This is a genomic window from Paenibacillus baimaensis (assembly GCF_025567575.1).
This window is the reverse complement of the sequence record NZ_JAOQIO010000121.1, coordinates 130,301-147,596: the sequence shown is the minus strand read 5'-3', so window position 1 is coordinate 147,596 and position 17,296 is coordinate 130,301. Positions and strand designations below refer to the sequence as shown.

At 44.4% G+C, this 17,296-nt stretch carries 17 protein-coding genes; 5 read left to right on the top strand and 12 right to left on the bottom strand.

The features are described 5' to 3' along the window. Window positions 1–76: 76 nt before the first annotated feature. The 6 genes from OB236_RS35780 to OB236_RS35755 form a co-directional block, all read right to left on the bottom strand. Window positions 77–1,084 carry an acetylxylan esterase gene (locus tag OB236_RS35780; RefSeq protein ID WP_262688316.1) on the bottom strand — a complete coding sequence of 336 codons (1,008 nt, stop codon included), beginning with the start codon at window positions 1,082–1,084 and terminating at the stop codon, window positions 77–79. Between the two features lie 145 nt (window positions 1,085–1,229). Further along, on the bottom strand, window positions 1,230–2,030 hold the full coding sequence (gene bacA / locus OB236_RS35775) for an undecaprenyl-diphosphate phosphatase (protein ID WP_076234094.1): 801 nt from the start codon (window positions 2,028–2,030) through the stop codon (window positions 1,230–1,232). Between the two features lie 168 nt (window positions 2,031–2,198). Next, window positions 2,199–3,062 carry an aldo/keto reductase gene (locus OB236_RS35770; RefSeq protein ID WP_262688315.1) on the bottom strand — a complete coding sequence of 288 codons (864 nt, stop codon included), beginning with the start codon at window positions 3,060–3,062 and terminating at the stop codon, window positions 2,199–2,201. Window positions 3,063–3,222: 160 nt separating this feature from the next. After that, the gene (locus tag OB236_RS35765) at window positions 3,223–5,055 is read right to left on the bottom strand and encodes a UbiD family decarboxylase (RefSeq protein ID WP_262688314.1); all 1,833 of its coding nucleotides are present in this window, start codon (window positions 5,053–5,055) and stop codon (window positions 3,223–3,225) included. 312 nt (window positions 5,056–5,367) lie between these two features. After that, a complete protein-coding gene (locus OB236_RS35760; RefSeq protein ID WP_076234097.1) occupies window positions 5,368–5,583 on the bottom strand; it encodes a hypothetical protein in 216 nt (71 codons plus the stop codon). A gap of 103 nt (window positions 5,584–5,686) precedes the next feature. After that, window positions 5,687–6,460 (bottom strand): alpha/beta hydrolase family protein, encoded by a 774-nt coding sequence (locus OB236_RS35755; protein ID WP_262688313.1) that lies wholly within the window; start codon window positions 6,458–6,460, stop codon window positions 5,687–5,689. A gap of 347 nt (window positions 6,461–6,807) precedes the next feature. Here OB236_RS35755 and OB236_RS35750 point away from each other — a divergent pair, with 347 nt between their 5' ends. Then, the gene (locus OB236_RS35750) at window positions 6,808–7,419 is read left to right on the top strand and encodes a nitroreductase family protein (protein ID WP_262688312.1); all 612 of its coding nucleotides are present in this window, start codon (window positions 6,808–6,810) and stop codon (window positions 7,417–7,419) included. Window positions 7,420–7,583: 164 nt separating this feature from the next. On the opposite strand, the gene OB236_RS35745 is transcribed toward OB236_RS35750, so the two are convergent. Next, on the bottom strand, window positions 7,584–8,963 hold the full coding sequence (locus tag OB236_RS35745) for an MFS transporter (protein ID WP_262688311.1): 1,380 nt from the start codon (window positions 8,961–8,963) through the stop codon (window positions 7,584–7,586). A 112-nt stretch (window positions 8,964–9,075) separates the two neighbouring features. Here OB236_RS35745 and OB236_RS35740 point away from each other — a divergent pair, with 112 nt between their 5' ends. Further along, complete coding sequence (locus tag OB236_RS35740) at window positions 9,076–9,411, top strand: ArsR/SmtB family transcription factor (protein WP_262688310.1); 336 nt, start codon at window positions 9,076–9,078, stop codon at window positions 9,409–9,411. A 218-nt stretch (window positions 9,412–9,629) separates the two neighbouring features. Here the strand turns inward: OB236_RS35740 and OB236_RS35735 are convergent, their stop codons facing one another. Both OB236_RS35735 and OB236_RS35730 read right to left on the bottom strand, forming a co-directional pair. After that, complete coding sequence (locus tag OB236_RS35735) at window positions 9,630–10,586, bottom strand: 3'-5' exoribonuclease YhaM family protein (protein WP_076234101.1); 957 nt, start codon at window positions 10,584–10,586, stop codon at window positions 9,630–9,632. A 60-nt stretch (window positions 10,587–10,646) separates the two neighbouring features. Beyond that, window positions 10,647–11,141 carry a CYTH domain-containing protein gene (locus OB236_RS35730; protein WP_076234102.1) on the bottom strand — a complete coding sequence of 165 codons (495 nt, stop codon included), beginning with the start codon at window positions 11,139–11,141 and terminating at the stop codon, window positions 10,647–10,649. Between the two features lie 194 nt (window positions 11,142–11,335). On the opposite strand from OB236_RS35730, the gene OB236_RS35725 reads away from it, so the two are divergent. Then, window positions 11,336–11,815, top strand: a complete 480-nt coding sequence (locus OB236_RS35725; protein ID WP_262688309.1) for a ferritin-like domain-containing protein — start codon at window positions 11,336–11,338, stop codon at window positions 11,813–11,815. 95 nt (window positions 11,816–11,910) lie between these two features. Here the strand turns inward: OB236_RS35725 and OB236_RS35720 are convergent, their stop codons facing one another. The 3 genes from OB236_RS35720 to coaW all read right to left on the bottom strand — a co-directional run bounded on the left by OB236_RS35720 (window position 11,911) and on the right by coaW (window position 14,267). Next, the gene (locus tag OB236_RS35720) at window positions 11,911–12,885 is read right to left on the bottom strand and encodes a ring-cleaving dioxygenase (RefSeq protein WP_262688308.1); all 975 of its coding nucleotides are present in this window, start codon (window positions 12,883–12,885) and stop codon (window positions 11,911–11,913) included. A gap of 13 nt (window positions 12,886–12,898) precedes the next feature. Next, window positions 12,899–13,324: a MarR family winged helix-turn-helix transcriptional regulator gene (locus tag OB236_RS35715; RefSeq protein ID WP_262688347.1), complete on the bottom strand. Its 426-nt coding sequence runs from the start codon at window positions 13,322–13,324 to the stop codon at window positions 12,899–12,901. Between the two features lie 136 nt (window positions 13,325–13,460). Next, window positions 13,461–14,267 (bottom strand): type II pantothenate kinase, encoded by an 807-nt coding sequence (gene coaW, locus OB236_RS35710; protein ID WP_262688307.1) that lies wholly within the window; start codon window positions 14,265–14,267, stop codon window positions 13,461–13,463. Window positions 14,268–14,705: 438 nt separating this feature from the next. Between coaW and OB236_RS35705 the strand changes: the two genes are divergently transcribed. Continuing rightward, window positions 14,706–16,235, top strand: coding sequence for an MDR family MFS transporter (locus OB236_RS35705; protein ID WP_076234199.1), 1,530 nt, complete (start codon window positions 14,706–14,708; stop codon window positions 16,233–16,235). An 85-nt stretch (window positions 16,236–16,320) separates the two neighbouring features. Then, entirely contained in the window at window positions 16,321–17,292 is a 972-nt protein-coding gene (locus OB236_RS35700; protein WP_262688306.1) for a helix-turn-helix transcriptional regulator, read from the top strand. The last annotated feature ends 4 nt before the right edge of the window (window positions 17,293–17,296 follow it).

Genomic DNA, 17,296 nt, shown 5'->3' with positions numbered 1-17,296 from the left:
TGGCGGTACCCCAGTTACCATTCAAAAAAAGCTCCAAACCCTTTGTTCTCGCCAAAGGTCTGGAGCTTTCATGTTGTTAATGATTAGTATCGTTAAGTAATTTTTCTTCTATAAAATTGAGCATGAGACGATTATGCCCTGCTACTACGTTATGTCCGGTGAATGGATACGTATGGAGATGCTTTTCACTGCGTATCCGGTTGTATACAGGGAATATCGTTTCCGGCAAACAAACGGTGTCCTTGAGTCCAACCGAGATCATAATCGGTATCTTGATCTGGTGCGCCATATTTAACATATCAAAATAGCTGAGTGTTTCCAGCACCTGATTTAATTTGTCCGGGAATTGGGCGATGAACGCGGCCGCTTCCGTGAGGGAGCCTGTTGAATGCAGCAAGCCATGATCCATATGGCACATGTTTGGAATATTGGCAATTGCCGCCGCTGGCTTATCACTTAAAGCCGCTGTAATGAGTACCAATCCGCCTCCTTGGCTGCCTCCGACGATGGCAATTCTGGTGGAGTCAATTTCCGGCTGCTCACTCACCCAATCTACAGCCTTCAGACTATCAATCGTAATCGCTTTGTAATAACTCGTGTCCTTGTCCAAAATGCCTTGTGTGATCCAGCCCTTGGTCATGCCGAACGATTGTGGAAGCTGGTTGCCCGTTTCTCCCCCTTGTCCACGGACATCGACAGCAAATACGGCGATTCCCATCAGCAGCCATTGACTGTAAGCCTCCGGATAGCCGCTTCCGCCGGAGTAGCCCTGATAGATAACGACACAAGGAAGCTTTGCCTGATGATCTTGTCGTGCGAACTTCGGTATCAGGTACCAGCCATGAATCGGTGTGCCATCAAAGCCCTCATAAGTAACCCGATAGGTGTCAATATAAGGCTGGGGGCTTGGCCGTTGTTCACGCTGGCCCTTCAATGGTTTCGCTTTAAACGTGTCTAAGGTTGTTTGCCAAAAGCTTTGCAGGTCATCTCGTGCGGTTAGTGGCGGATTGAGCTGCAGCAGCTCATCCACACGCTTTTGAATTGCACTGGGATATTCATAATGGCTAGGGTCGTTATGATTCATTAGCTTGCCTCTTTTCTTCAAATGGTCAATACAAAGAAAACCAATATGGCTATGTTCTACTATAGCTGATTTTGAATCTGGTGAGGAGTCCTAAAATGACCGAAAAAAAGGAAAAACCGCCCTTCAATAAAGGACGGTCCCTCCATTACCTGATAACGAACCAATAAAACAAGATAGCCAGCGCAAAACGATAGTAAGCAAACCAGGTCAATTGAAGTCTTTTGATCAAATTTAGAAAGGTTACGATTGCACCCAATGCCACAATAAATGCGGTTACTAACCCGATTGCAAACATTCCGAAGTCATCCATCGACAAAAACTCTCTGCTTTTATATAAATCAAGTCCTGTCGCAGCGAACATCATCGGCACGGAAACGAGAAATGTAAATTCAGCTGCTGCTTTTTTGCTCGTTCCAAGCAGCATTCCTCCTGAAATTGTTGAACCTGAGCGAGAGAAGCCTGGCCAGAGAGCCAAGCATTGAAAAAAACCTATCCCTAATGCTTGCTTGTAGGTAATCTGATCAACCGTATCTGCGGTAATGGCACGCTTTACTTTTTCAGCAACGATTAACAGAAGTCCTCCGACAATGAGACTAATGAGCACAGTTGAGGGTCCGAACAAATATTTTTTGATCGTACTGTGCAGCGCCAAGCCAATAACAACGGCAGGGAGCATAGCCAAGCCAATGTGGATGAGGTTCAATCGTGACTGTGACCCCCGTCGTCCAAAGCCCACACGCAGGATGTCTATTAATTTGCGCCAATACAAGACTACGACTGCCAGCACAGCACCTAATTGTACGACAATCTCAAAGGTTTTTGCTTTTTCTCCGACGAAATTCAGGAGATCTGCTGTTAAAATCATGTGCCCTGTAGAAGATACAGGTAAAAATTCAGTAAGCCCTTCAACAATTCCAAGAATAATAGCAATCCAGGTACTTTCCAGTTTAGTTCAGCTCCTTTTCTTTATGTACAACCTTTTATAGTTTAAAGGTTACCGGCGGCCAGATCAAATTCTGACTATAATGGCTGCAGAACACAGCAAAAAGTCCCGACGGAGAATAAACGGGACTTTGTGTTTTATGCTAAGATGCGAACGTTTATCTGAACTGGATTAGAGACGTTCAGCCCACTCTTCCTTATTGCTCCAATCCTTGGCCTTCCAACGCAGCACATCCGGGTTGGCCATATGGATTATTTCTTTGAAAAATTCAAGCCGCTCCAAGTCGGTCATCGGCACAAAGCTATTGGCGACTTTTAAGTTGTTTTCCAACTGCTCCATCGATTCCATACCGATGATAGCTGTCGAGATAGGCAGCGACCATGTGTATCGCAATGCTTTTTCGTACCACTGAGCAAGTCTTCCGAGACCGATAACTTTCATCCCGATAATGGCCATGCCTTTTTTGTTCGCTTTTGGTAAAAATTCCTCAGCAAAGCTGTAGATGAAATGATCCGCGGCAGACAAAGCAACCAGTGCGCTATCAAACGGGAAACGTTCAATCGCTTCGAGCTGTACATTCGGATTCGTATGTCCGCTTATACTAATATGCTTGATGATTCCTTGATCCTTCGCCTCAATTAAAGCCTGCAGGGCACCGTCCTTGGCAAAGCACTGCTCAAGCTGCTCCATCGTTCTTACATCATGTAGACGCCATTCCTCGACATGATCCGTTTGCAGCCGTTTCAAACTGGCTTCGATGGAGCGCAAGGAACCGTCGCGGGTTCTGTCGATCGTCTTCGTTGCAATCCACACCTTGGATCTGCGGCTGCCCAAAGCTAACCCAAGTCGCTCCTCGGATTGTCCTTTAGAATAAATCGGAGCGGTATCAAAGTAGGTAATGCCTTCATCGATGGCTCTGTTTACAATCTGGATCGCTTCCTCTTCGGTACAATTGTGCTCATCGACGATACGTTGGGCCCCAAAGCTAAGAATGGGAAATTGTTGTCCGGTTTGTCCAAATTTACGATTTTCCATAAATGCAATCCTCCTTCATGTTTTGCCAAGCATAACGATCTACGTAGTCATCTACTTGAATAGGGTTGATACCGCGTACAAGCTTTCTCATTTCTACATCAGTATAAACCATCTGAACGTTTCTCAAAAGCCGAGAATGGTCAAGTATTTGAGCTTACCGTTATTTGAATGGAGCCAAACTGGCACCCTGGGCAAAAAAACGCTCGATGTTTTGCTCAACCGTTGGATCGGCTATGAGCGGAGGTGCGTGATGCGGCTTAATCCGGGCATCAATAATCATATTGTCACAAGCCCAATGCTTATTCTCATAATAGCTGTTCACACCATAAATGTCCTTGGCAGGATTGCTGCGTGTGAATGTCGCCCATAGAAAATTGTTGATGGTCGCGCTCATAAACGGACTATCGTCACACAAAATAATCATAGGGCATGACGGAATAGCTCCCTTTGCCTGAATAGCCTCACACAATTGTTGGATGTACAGCTGCTCATTAGCATAATCGATAAATGCAGACCCTTGAAGCGCTACGACACCTGGCATCACCAAGTGTGCCTGCCCTCCCCCAATTAATTGCTTTAGAGTTTCGGGGACCTCTGTGCATAATTCCCTTTTTACATCTCCATATGCTGCGATAACGACCTTACTGCCGCTATTTAACCCGGTGCCTGAATAATCAAGGGTATCGATAGTTGTATTGGTGTAAAAATGAATGTCTCTATGTAGATCAATTCGTTCCAGGATATACGTTATAAAATCCACTTCATGATGCGTATCCACAGGCTGCTGCTCTTCAGCTGTAATGAATAAATACTTGGCCAGGCTCAGCTGTCCGGTTCCCAAAATACGATTGGCGATAGTCAATATCTCGGTAGGCTGCTTCACCGATTGATATGGTGTATACCTCTCACTGCCTATTGCAAAAAGCAAGGGATGAACGCCGGCGGCATCAACAGCATGAACCTCCTTCACACCAGGGATTTCCTGCTTGATTGCATCACCAGTTAACTGATGGATCAGTTCTCCAAATGCCGTATCCTCCTGCGGTGGACGACCTACTACAGTGAACGGCCATATCGCATCGGTCTTCGCATACACTTTATGTACTTTCATTAGCGGGAATGGATGAGTCAGACTGTAATAACCCAAATGATCGCCAAAAGGGCCCTCTGGCTTCGTTTCACCTGGATGAATTTCTCCGGTTATGACAAAATCAGCATCAAGACTAATACAATGTCCTTCAGCATAGCTGTAGCGAAACCGGCGTCCTCCAAGCAATCCGGCGAAGGTCATCTCACTTAACCCTTCCGGCAAGGGCATGACAGCCGACAAGGTATGTGCCGGAGGTCCACCAATAAAGATGCTTACTTTTAAAGGGACTCCTTGTTTGTTCGCCTTGTCCTGATGGATGCCAATACCGCGATGAATCTGATAATGCAAACCAACTTCCTTGTTCATCTCATAGTCATTGCCACTCAGCTGCACACGGTACATACCCAGATTGGAATTCATAATACCTGGCTTGTCCGGGTCCTCCGTATACACTTGAGGTAAGGTGATAAAAGCACCGCCATCCATCGGCCAGTGTTGTATGAGCGGCAGGTCAGATATATTGATTTCTTGAAAGCCAGTTGGTAAGCTTTCGGATTTTTTCATAGGAAGAGCTTTCCAGGCTGCGAGCCCGGTATTGATATGGGTAAGTGGATTTTTTAACGCTTGTATAGGATCATTACGTAGAGTCATTACGTTCTGTACAGCTTCCCACGTATCCCGGAAAATAAACTTGCTGCGCTCTATGGTACCAAAAAGGTTGGATACCGCTCGGAATTTCGAGCCCTTCACATTTTCAAACAACAATGCAGGGCCGCCCGCCTCATATACTTTCATATGAATCGCAGCCATTTCCAGATAAGGATCGACTTCCTCTTGAATACGGATCAAATGTCCGTTCTTTTCTAAATCGATGATGCAATCTTCCAAATTGCTATAACTCATGAAACGGCTCCAATCTCTGATTATTGTGAGTGAACCTCAAGCTGCTTGAGATTCATGTTGTTTAAAATATACAGCTAGCCTATACGGATTTCAACTGCCTGTTCCGTTTATTACACTAGCGCTACTCCTACCATACCATACATGTTCATAGATTCCTCCTTACGAACAAAAATAGAACAACAAAAAGATTGCATAATAAATATTATGTAATCTTTTTGTTGTTTTGTTCTTATTGCTTAGCAAGCTTTATAACAATATTTCCTGATTCCACTTGAACAGTGACCTGGAAGCTCATCTATCAAAAGCCAGCTTTCAAAATATAGGAATACGATACTTGTTTCCATCAAGAGAATAAAGAAAAGCTTCTGAGTCAAATAAATCTATTTTCACAAGAGGTTTTTCTATATTGGATACAGTTAATGTGTTCTTCTTAAGCGCATTTAGTAAAAAAGGTATTTGCTTCTGGTCGGTTCCCATCAAATTAACATTCACCAAGGCATCATCAAATGTAATATCTGCTTTCATCATTTAATCCTTCCTCTCGTTATAACATAAAATTAGCATGGACTTAAAGTCCATGCTTCTGGTGTTCCAGTCAGCCTATTTTATAAATACCAACTAATTCAACATTTTAGTAATGTTTTGTTATAAAGCTATGCGTAACTTCTAATGCTTCCTCCAGATACGGGGTTGTGTGATGAAATGGATGCTCTCCTCCAAAAGAATGATCCGCATCGGGTATGCTGACGTAGGTTTGATTTGGAGCTGCTTCCTTCAATAGTCGCTGACCCTCAAGCAAAGCTTCCCGATCCTTGCCTCCTTGGATAATAAGCACTGGAGCTGCAAGAGATGCAAGAAGACGAGCTGTGTCGAATCTCTGCTTGTTATGCTCCACATCATCATTAATAAAGAGGTTCGGGTTTCCGGCAGCTGCCTTTGGAGGAGGTCCGCCGTTCCAGGCGATAACTGAGCCAATATATGAATGCTCAGCGGCGAAGATGATGTTGCTTCCGCCTGCCCTACTGTGCCCCAGCAGGGTGATACGTTCTGTTTCGGCTTGCTCAGCCAAAGGCAGCTTGTGCTCTCTTAGATGAGCCAATACAGCATCCAAATCAGATAATTCTCTGGACACTGTACTCAGTTTTTGAACGGAAGCCTCATCGGCTCCACTGTTCAGGGCACCTACACGTGAAAAGTCAAAATGTACGACGTAGAATCCGCGTTCTGCAAACCAAGCTGCAACATAAGGCCAGAATCCCCAATCTTTATATCCTTTAAACCCATGGCTGATTACCAAAATCGGTTTTTTGATCTGTTCCTCAACAAGCGTAACCTCTCCTCGAATAAACAATTCATTTTCCAGATCAATCCGAAAATCTTTCTTCACAACAACGGCATTTCCCATACAGCTCACTCCTTCTTTTAAAAGAATTTGAAATAAAAATATAAAAGGGATATCTATGTCTCCGTTTTAACGGTGTCCAAACATGATCTGAAATACCAGAAGTTTCTAAAATATGAAGATAATTAATTATTCCGATATGAATAATAAGAATATAGCAATCCATTCATGAACTGTCAATTAAAAATTCCATTGACATTTTCAATTCCAATTGATACCATTAATTTATTAATCACATGCGATTACTATGATTTAAACACAATAGTCGACCGTATTTTCGTAGACTTCCTTATACAGGAGGTCTCTTTTTAAATTATTATATGGAATGAGAGAAAGGGCTGGGATCAAGTATGACTACATCTGTATTTGTAGAAAGTATTTTACCTGAAGTTGACGCTACCCGTAAGGCTGATTACCCGGTTTATCCATTGTTTTTAAATCGCTGGTCCTCGCGTTCTTATGAAACTCGTAGTGTGCCGGACGATGTGCTGTATACAATTCTGGAGGCTGCCCGTTGGGCTCCATCGTCGAGTAATTTGCAGCCATGGCGTTTTATTGTCGCCAGGACTCCAGAGCAGCGGAAACGATTTGAGGAGTTTATCAGACCGAACAACAGACTTTGGACTGACTTTGCCCCGGTGCTTGTATTGTTGGCCTCCGATAAGCTTCGAGCTGATGGAGAGCCGAATCGTTCGCATGCCTTTGATACTGGGGCAGCTTGGGCATCTATTGCTTTGCAGGCACGAATACTTGGTCTTACGACGCGTGCGGTGGGTGGTTATGATAAAGACAAGGCCCGTATTGTTTTGGATGTGCCGGATGAAATCGAACTGCATGCGGTAATTGCACTCGGCTATCCTGGGACGAAGGAAACACTTCATGAGAGCTTTCAGGATAAAGAACAACCGAATGGCCGTAGGCCCTTGAGTGAAAGTATTATAGATGGAAAGTTCAATCCATAATCAGATGCAGAAAGTCTGTTCATCACTATTCGATTATGTCGTTCCTGCATACGAACAAAAATAGAACAACAAAAAAAGATTACATAATATATATTATGTAATCTTTTTTTGTTTACGTCTATTGATTAGCGAACTTTATAAGCAGTTTCGTGAAACATCCACATTTATCCAGATTCCTGCACAGAGTGCAAGCTATAACGACGATACAGATACGAACAACCGATTGAAGCAAGCACGATGATCGTCAATCCCCAATAAATATTGCCGTAAGCGATGGATAGCGGTAATTGTTTCTGCCATACTAAAGCACTGGCCGTTATAGCCACCCCGAATGCCCCGCTGAAGAACTGAAGCAATTGGAACAGCCCAAGACCCGAACCCAACTGTGATTTCGGTAATATTCGCGACATTTCATTGGAAATGGCACTTGACAGGAAAGTAAAACCAACGCTGAGCAGCATATAAATAAACATGACAGCGATATATGAGGTGCTGGCAAATAAAGCGAACAGTACAACAGAAACGAGTACTAACAGGGGTACATATCGTATAATAGCACCATTGCCGTAGCTATCGATAATTCGACCCACTCGACGGGATAAAATCATAGCGAGCAAGGAACCAGGGAAAATGATAAGTCCGGAGACGCTCGCACTAAGCTCGAACCGGTGAACCAGAATTTGTGGCATCAGAAACAGTGTTGCAAAGCTGCACAGATACGTCACGACTCCGACTGCGCCTAACGTCAAGTACGCACGATTACGGAACAATATCGGCTGCACAAAAGGATCTGCTGCCCGATTGATCCGGATAATAAACAGAGCAAGCGCGGCTAATCCTGCTGCCAGTGCTGTCCAGGATTGGTTCGTTAGAAATAATAGCAGTCCTGTAGTCCCTACCGCCACGAAAAACGCGCCTAACGCGTCTAAGGAGCCTTTAGCTGGCTGCTCTTTCGGAAGAAGCATCCAGTAAAATGGAATCAAAACGAGCACAACTGCAGTAACTACAAATAAATAGTGCCAGCCTAAGTACTCCACGATTCCCCCACCAACTACGGGACCAAGACCCAGACCCAGTGCGGCAGCAGACATCACGGTTGCCATGGCTTTGCCGCGCCGCTCCAAAGGAATATAACGCGTTACCAGAACAAGCGAGAGAGCTGGAATAGAGCCTGCTCCAGATGCCTGCACAATGCGAACGATCAGTAGCGGTATAAAGCTACTGCTGAAAAATCCACCGACCGCGGCGACTCCAAGCAAGACAAGTCCGATAATAAATAAACGGCGAATCGGAATGAAATCAGACAGTCGGCTGAACGTAATCGTTGAAATCGCAAATATGATCGAGTAGCCGGTTACGATCCATGAGGTTGAAGCCGTCGAGATCCCGAATGCGCGCGATACATCCGGCAGCGCCAAGTTAAACATCATCGTGTTCATGATGACAAGAACAATCGAAAATCCAAGCAGTAATGTCACCTTGCCTTCCTTCAGGAAGGGCTTAGCAGCTTCTGTGGCTGATGACGGAATAGATGTTGTTGACATCGGGAACCCTCTTTCGTATTTGATAGTTCTATTACAATCGAACAATTGAAATATAGCATGAGATATGATAAAATGCAATCATCAGTTTTTGTAGAATAAAGGAGGATCTCAAATGAAAATTTTATTTCATCCAGACCGAGCCGATATCCATCTGTCTTCCGTCCTTTATGCCCTAAGTGATCCAATCCGTCTTTATCTTGTCGATACGATATATAAATCCGGCGAACGGACCTGCGGGGATATTGATGTTCCCGTCGTGAAGTCAACGGTTTCCCATCATGCCCGTACACTGCGTGAAGCCGGGATTGTTCATGTCCGTATGCAAGGAACACAGCGCTTCCTTTCGATTCGCACCGAAGATCTCGAAGCCCGTTTTCCAGGGCTGCTTGCTGCCATACTTCAGGCCCATCAAAACTCGGGAGAATTAATTCCGTTTGCAACAACCTGATAGCCCCTTCCACTTGATTGAAATTAATGTACACAACAAATAGCAGCCAATCTGGGCTGCTATTGCTATTTGCATATCATGAAGGACAGTTCTTTTACTTCGATTTTATTATAACCATCTCATCGATTTTATAAAGGTTCGTTTTATTAGTTTACATAATATTTGTTATGTAATCTTATTGATGAAAGAAATATTCTGAATAGTCTGAATTCATCTTTTTATAATTTCATCCTGTAGATGGCTTTATTTTCTAATCCACGGATCGATTGAGTCCAATTCTCGGCTTCCGGGGTTGTATCCAGTGCATCCTCAACCATCTGAAGCTTGGCATCTATGGTATCAATATGATGAAGAGCAATCGCTTCTGGAATTTGAGGCTGTACAGGACTGCCCCACTCACCAGAGTTATGATGTGACAAGACCATATGCTGAAGCGCCAGAACACGATCCGAATTTAAATCTATGTTGGAAAGAATAGCTGCTTCTGTAATCCAGTTTGAAGCCATTGAAATATGACCTAACAGCTTGCCATGGACGCTGTATTCGGATACGATCCCGAGTTGAGCGGTCATTTCCTCCGGCTTGGCAATGTCATGAAGGATTATGCCAGCAGTAAGCAGATCCGGGTTCAAAAATGGCCGCTGCTTGCAAATAAAATCACCCAGTTCGAGCATGCGAACCATATGATAGGCCAAGCCCGCAAAGTAGGCATGGTGATGGGTTTTGGCAGCAGGGTAATGCATCAGCCTCTCTTCAACCTTTTTCACACAGAATGAAACTATAGTATGCATTTCTTTGTCTTGAATACTGTCCATGGCCTGCTTGATCGTATAAATCAGATCAACGGGACGGATCGGTGCCGAACGGATAAAATCAGTCAGGAATACACCGTCATCATCGGTAGCTTTGCGTATTTTGATGATTTTGATCTGCAGCTTTTCTCTATAGGTTTGTACCAAACCCTGTACACGAACCAGTCCCATAGGAAAAAAAGTCTCCTTATCGGTCGTACTGGCATCCCAGTATTTTGCCGGAAGCTGTCCGGTCGCATCACACAGAACAATATCCAGATAATCCTTTGCGGGCGTGGAATTGGTTTGTTTGATTTCCAGCTCCTTGATGAGATAAAACCCAACGAATTCATCTTGGGAATTTAAGGTTTTGATTAAAGACATCGTTATTCCTCCTCAGGACTTTTCGTAGAAAAGTCAACTTCTCGATAATCAGCTCGATCCTTAGATGGATGTCTGAAGCTGGATCCACAGCGTTTTGTTGCGGAATTCTTCCTCTTGTCCAAGCTCCTTACCAAACCAATCCGGTGCTTCGAACCTTTGCGCTGCATGGAGATCCGGAAACTCGACCTCTACAACCACAAGCGCTATTTGCTTGTATTCGTCTATTTCATATAAAGTACCTTGATGATCCACCGAAGTACGCACTTTTTCCAAAGGAACCAACCCTGAACGAGACAATAATTGCTGATAAATAGCCTCTGAAATGGTATATTCGATTTCTTCTCTAACCATGCCATGTCCTGACTTAAATGTATGCGTATAGTGGCAGGTTCCGTCAACATCTATCAGCTGGCGTACCCTGATTTCCTCATCCTTGGAAAAAGCCAGGTAAGTTTGATAAATCGTTTGCTTTGAAATCAACGTAACATTCGCCTGATCCAGCTCAGCCTGCGGGAACGCTGGTAATAAAAATTTTTTTTCGATTTCGATACCCATTAGCGACCCCCCTCTTCTAAATTTATGCACGAATTACATTATAAATTTAAAAGCTGTGGTTGTCGATACTGATTGACTGGCATGATCCTTAATCGCTGACAATGGAATCGCATAACGAGAGACCTGTAACCCAATTAGGCATTTACACATAGTCTGTTATCAAATCATAAAATGAACAACTGGAGGTTTATTGTATGTATGTGGTCAATCCTTATTGGAGTAGATCCACGTTTAAGCCAGTCTGGTCCGTATCTACCACGCAAGCACTAAATTTAATAAGAGAAGCCGTCCAAGGTGAGCGAAATGATGAGTTATTTTATGATGAACTTATCAAAATGGCCCCAAACTCAGAGCAATCATCGATAATTGCTTCAATACGTGATGATGAACGCGGTCATAATCGTATGTTCCGGGGTATGTATAAAGAGATAACAGGTCATGAAATAACAGGCATCAGCAATGAAAAATATGAGCGGGTAGAATCCTATATCGAAGGATTACAGAGGGCTCTTCGAGGTGAATTGTCTGCAGTCGAGAAATATCGAAAAATATGGTTTGGTCTGCCAGCTGGTATTTATCGAGACACCGTATTTGGGATCATCTTAGATGAATTGAAGCATGCAAGTCTATACAATTATTTGTTTACTTTGAATCATACGAACCGTTCCCGTTAATAATAAAGCATCACTCGTAAGTTCAATCGCATTAAGGGTAATTAAAAACCCCTGAAGCTTTATATTCAGGGGTCTGCATCTTCGGTATATTGTACTTAAACTGTGCGCTTGGTAGAAAGTGGCCTCAGGTTAGCTTCAATCGATTGGCGTTGATCCTCCAGGAACGGCGGTAAAGCTAGAGATTCACCCAAGGTTTCAAAAGGCTCATCTGTATCAAATCCGGGACCGTCTGTTGCCAACTCAAATAAAATACCGTTAGGTTCACGGAAGTACAAGGAACGGAAATAATATCTTTCCACGAATCCGGAATTACGTAATCCCGCTTTATTCAGCACCTCAATCCAGCTAAGCAATTCTTCCTTGTCATCCACGCGAAAAGCCACATGATGCACACCACCCTTGCCAAGCGCGGCGACTGACAGATCACTGCGTGGCTCAACCTGCACTTCTGCACCTGATCCCCCTGCCCCTACCTGCATAACGATTATATCTTCTTGCCCTTTAACCAATGCAGGGATTCGATTCTTCTCCGTAAAGCCGATCAACTTGAGAGCGGCCAGTGTAGAATCGGGCTTGCGAACTGTAAGCTTTACTGGTCCGAGTCCAATAATACCGAATTCGGCAGGTACCGGACTTTGATCCCATGGAATACCGCCCTTCACGCCTGAATTTGTCTCATCGGAAACAAGCGAGAGCTGCTGACCTTCCGGATCCTCGAAGAAAATAACGTTACGGCCTGCAAATTCTGTAATGGCTGTATGCTTGACGCCATGCTCTGTAAAACGGTCCAGCCAATATTTCAGCGCCGTGTCACTCGGTACCCGCAAGGAAGTACCCGAAATGCTGCTTGCTCCCGCACGAGTCGGACCGATGCCGGGAAAGTCAAAGAACGTTAGCTCGGTTCCTGGATTGCCCCGTTCGTCCCCATAGAACAAATGATAGGCTGATGTATCGTCCTGGTTGACGGTTTTTTTGATCAATCGCATACCTAGAACCTCGGTATAGAACTTGAAATTGCCGGGTGCATCCCCAGTCATAGCCGATAAATGATGAATTCCTTTAACGTTCATGTTGATCCATCCTTTACGATTTTAGTTTTTTTAACAAATCCAGCAGTTGTTTCTGTTCCGAAGGATTCAGATTGTTAAATTGAGCCGCCTGGAATTGCTCCTGCATAGGAACAACATCATCGAATAAGGCTTTACCCTCTGCTGTTAATGATACATACTTGGTTTTCCAATCCTGTTCACGCGTAATCCACCCAAGCTCTTCAACCTTTTGAATGATCTGGGCAATATTGCCTTTGGTTACGACGAGCTTATCGGCCAAATCCTGCTGACTGATACGTCCCGCCGCGCCCACTTGGGCCAACACATCAAACTGCGCTGCGGTTATGTCCCATTTTTTCAAATGCGAATTGGTTTCACGAATGCTTTGGTTATAAAAGCGGGATAGCCGAAACCACAGCAATATGCCTAACTGCTTTTCCCGTTTGCTTAAAGCGTACATTTCATTGTCTGCCACAATAGCATCATCCCTCTTGTATAACGGTAATCATATATTGGTTTAGCACTAAACTTATTATCAGTATATATCTAAACTAATAAAAAAGCAATCCTGTACCTTTCTATGTGTGGATCCATCCTTAATCCTCATGCAGCCAAGCGCCTATAGCTCCCGCATACTCACCATTTTCAATAAACAAAGGCGCTGCCCCTCTTAGCTTCGTATAACGCTGCACCACATCTTTAAGCAGATTATTCCCAATAAACGAGGAACCAATAAAAATAACGGTGGTCGCCCCCGACTGCCCGGCAGCAAGTACGCTAACCGTAGCAACCGTTTCTCCTACTAAACCGACTACAGACGCTAACAGCTCTTCTCTGGAAAAAGGAGGATGGGAAGCTCCTTGCAAAATACGTCCAAAATTGCTTGCTGTCAGGTCACCAGGGATTGGCGGCTCAACTCCCTCATAAATATGACTGACCTTTAGATCGATTTGGTCACGTGATCCTTTAGCTGCCGCTTGTATAATTTCTTCGTAATTTGTTAACCCTGTTAACAAATGAGATAAGCCTATCAAGGTCCCGCCTCCAACTCCTGTACCGCCAAGCCGTCGGTGTTGGCCGCTGTCTATCAAGTGGATCGAAGTGCCCGTGCCAACATTGGTAACCACATACTGGCTCTCCGTTACACCTAGCTTTTCCAAAAAATATTCCACCCCTCTACAGGTAGCATCAAATTCAACCAGTTCCGGAGCTTTAAGGTGGATGAGAGACTGCAGCGCAGAAGCCTTTCCACCGGTCATACAAATTCGGGCATTGTCCCTCCCATTAATCCAATCTGCTACATGAGCCAGCTCGGAAACCGGAAATTTGTTTAAAATGAGCGAATTGTGCTCCATATAGGCGATTTTGATCAGTGTTCCTCCGGCATCAATTCCAATATTCATAGTTCGTTCCTCCCAATGTTAGCGACAATTGTATTCATCATGATTTCTCTACAGTATCTGGTTGAGGGATATAACTCCTAACAGCCATTTAGTTAATACTATTAATATTATGTATCATTAATTTGTATTCTCATCCCTTGATTAAAAGATATAATCATCATTTTACCAGATTTGCTGCATTTCATGTAAGATTACATCCGATTTGAGCCTACAAAAAAGCAGCCTCTCGACTACTCTAATCAAATAACGATATTTAGTTTACATAATAATAGTTATGTAATCAACTCCCTCCCCCTGCTTGTGAAAGTTCTAAAAGTGCATCACTTATTTTCACTTGATAACTCGTTCCTGACATACTGTTGTCAACAAGGATGGTTTATGATTGCTTTAATTACGGCTTCACCATTCAACTTGATAACAGAAAGGAACGGGATTCAAATGAAACAAGTGCAGAACAAAATGGGGGTTATCATTACAGGACTAATGCTCGCTATCCTGATGGCCTCAATGGATAACACGATTGTGGCGACGGCGATGGGAACAATTGTTGGTGAGATTGGCGGTCTCGATAAATTTGTCTGGGCCACTTCGGCCTATATGGTGGCGGAGATGGCGGGCATGCCGATATTTGGCAAACTGTCCGATATGTATGGACGCAAACGTTTTTTTGTATTCGGTATCGTCGTATTTATGATTGGATCTGCTTTATGCGGATTGGCGGAATCGATCGTTCAGCTTAGTGCTTACAGAGCGATACAAGGTATCGGTGCGGGCGCGATGGTATCGATAGCGTTCACGATCATGTTCGATGTCGTTCCACCTGAGAATAGAGGAAAAATGACAGGCATGTTCGGTGCTTTGTTCGGCATGTCGAGTGTTGCCGCTCCGCTGCTCGGCGGTTATATAACCGACTATTTGAATTGGGTTTGGATATTTTACATCAATTTACCGCTCGGTTTGATTGCGTTCGTCTTGATTGTGTTTTTCTACAAAGAATCGACAGAGCATTCCAAGCAGAAAATCGATTTTCTTGGCGGCTTCCTGTTGGTTGGAGCGATCATCTGCCTCATGTTCGGTGTTGAGCTCGGCGGCAAAGCGTATGCATGGGGATCACCGCAAATTTTGGGCTTGTTTGCAGGCTTCGCGATTCTTACTATTTTGCTTGTCTTTGTAGAAAAAAAGGCAGCTGAGCCCATCATTTCATTCCGCATGTTCCGTAATCGGCTCTATGCGACAAGCAATCTGGTTGCGATGCTCGGCGGTGCGACGTTCATAACAGCATCCATGTTCATACCCATCTACATTCAAGGCGTACTAGGCGGCACTGCGACGAACGCCGGACTTATACTGCTTCCGATGATGGTGGGGTCAGTCGTAACTGCAACTGTGGGTGGATTCTTAATGTCTAAGCTGCCCTATCGGACCATCCTGATTCCTACACTTATCATCCTGATCGCCGGAATGGCACTTCTAACCACACTGTCAACGGAATCTTCGCGTTTACTAATCACAGTGTATATGATCCTCGTAGGTCTGGGCATCGGTGCTTCCTTCTCGGTACTCAGCAGCGCTGCCATTCATTCGTTCCCTGCTGCACAGCGAGGAGCGGCTACTTCTACACAGAACTTCAATCGTTCGCTCGGCATGACACTTGGTATTACGATATTCGGCATCATTCAGAGTCACTCACTAACAGATAAGCTGACGCAGGCATTTGGTAGTAGTGGAACGAATATACCGAAGAATATCAACTTTAGCGACCCCTATGTTCTGATGAATCCCGCAATCCGCCAATCGATGGACGGAAACACACTGAATACGATTACGGAGGGGCTATCCTCTTCCATCGTTGGCACCTTTGCATGGAGCCTCATCCCGGCAGTATTGGCACTAAGCGCTGCCTTCATTATGAGTCGAGAGAAATTGGCTCAAGCGACAGATACGGATGGTTACTCCGCTTCACATTAACATTGTAAATTGGATCTGGACTCACAGTTGTCGGGAATTATGGTATATGATTAATGTAATATTGCCCGAAATTGGAGGTGCAGCAATGAAACTCGAACGGCTAATGGCCATCACGATTCTTTTATTGAACCGCAGACGTGTGCAAGCGCAAGAGCTGGCTGATCGGCTTGAAGTATCTTTACGGACGATTTACCGCGATTTGGAGTCATTGAGCCTGGCTGGAATCCCGATTGTATCGTATACAGGTACAGAAGGCGGCTATGAAATTATGGACAGCTTTCGTATGGACCGACAGATGTTATCTTTTGATGACCTGCTTGCCCTCTTTACAGCGCTGCGTGGTCTCCAGTCGACACAAGCGTTGAATCATACCCATGTAGACCGGCTGCTTGATAAAGTAGGGGCACTGGTCTCACAAGCAGAACAAGGACGTTTAGCTGAACGCGATCAGGTTCTAATCGATTTTACCCCATGGAGAAACAGCGAGACCGAACGAAGCAAATATGAGTCTCTGCAAAAATCCGTGAATGACAAAAAGTTAATCCGTTTTACCTATACAGACGGCCAAGGGGAAGAATCAGAACGTTGTGTCGAGCCTATGGGACTTGTGCTCAAAAAGTATTCCTGGTATCTGCACGCTTACTGTTTGGACCGCATGGATTACCGGATTTTCAAGCTTTCACGTCTTCGGGATATGCAGGTACTGGATGAATCCTTCAATCGCCGGGCTATGACACTTACTAAACTGAATGAACGATGGGGAACGCCCCAACATCAACAGACGGTCGATCTTGTCCTTCGATTCACAGGTGAGGCTAAAGTGTCCGCTGCGGATCGGTTTGATGAAAATGAGATCGAAAGGCTGCCGGATGGTTCACTTCTTGTGCGGACCACATTTCCTGATGGGAAATGGATCATTGGCTTTTTGCTTCATTATAAAACCGATTTGATTATTCTGGAGCCTGCCCATATTGCTGCTGAGGTTAGAAAAATGGCTTTGGACATATCCGCTTTGTATCTCGATTCCGAACACGCTGTTCTCAATAAGAATGGATAATGGT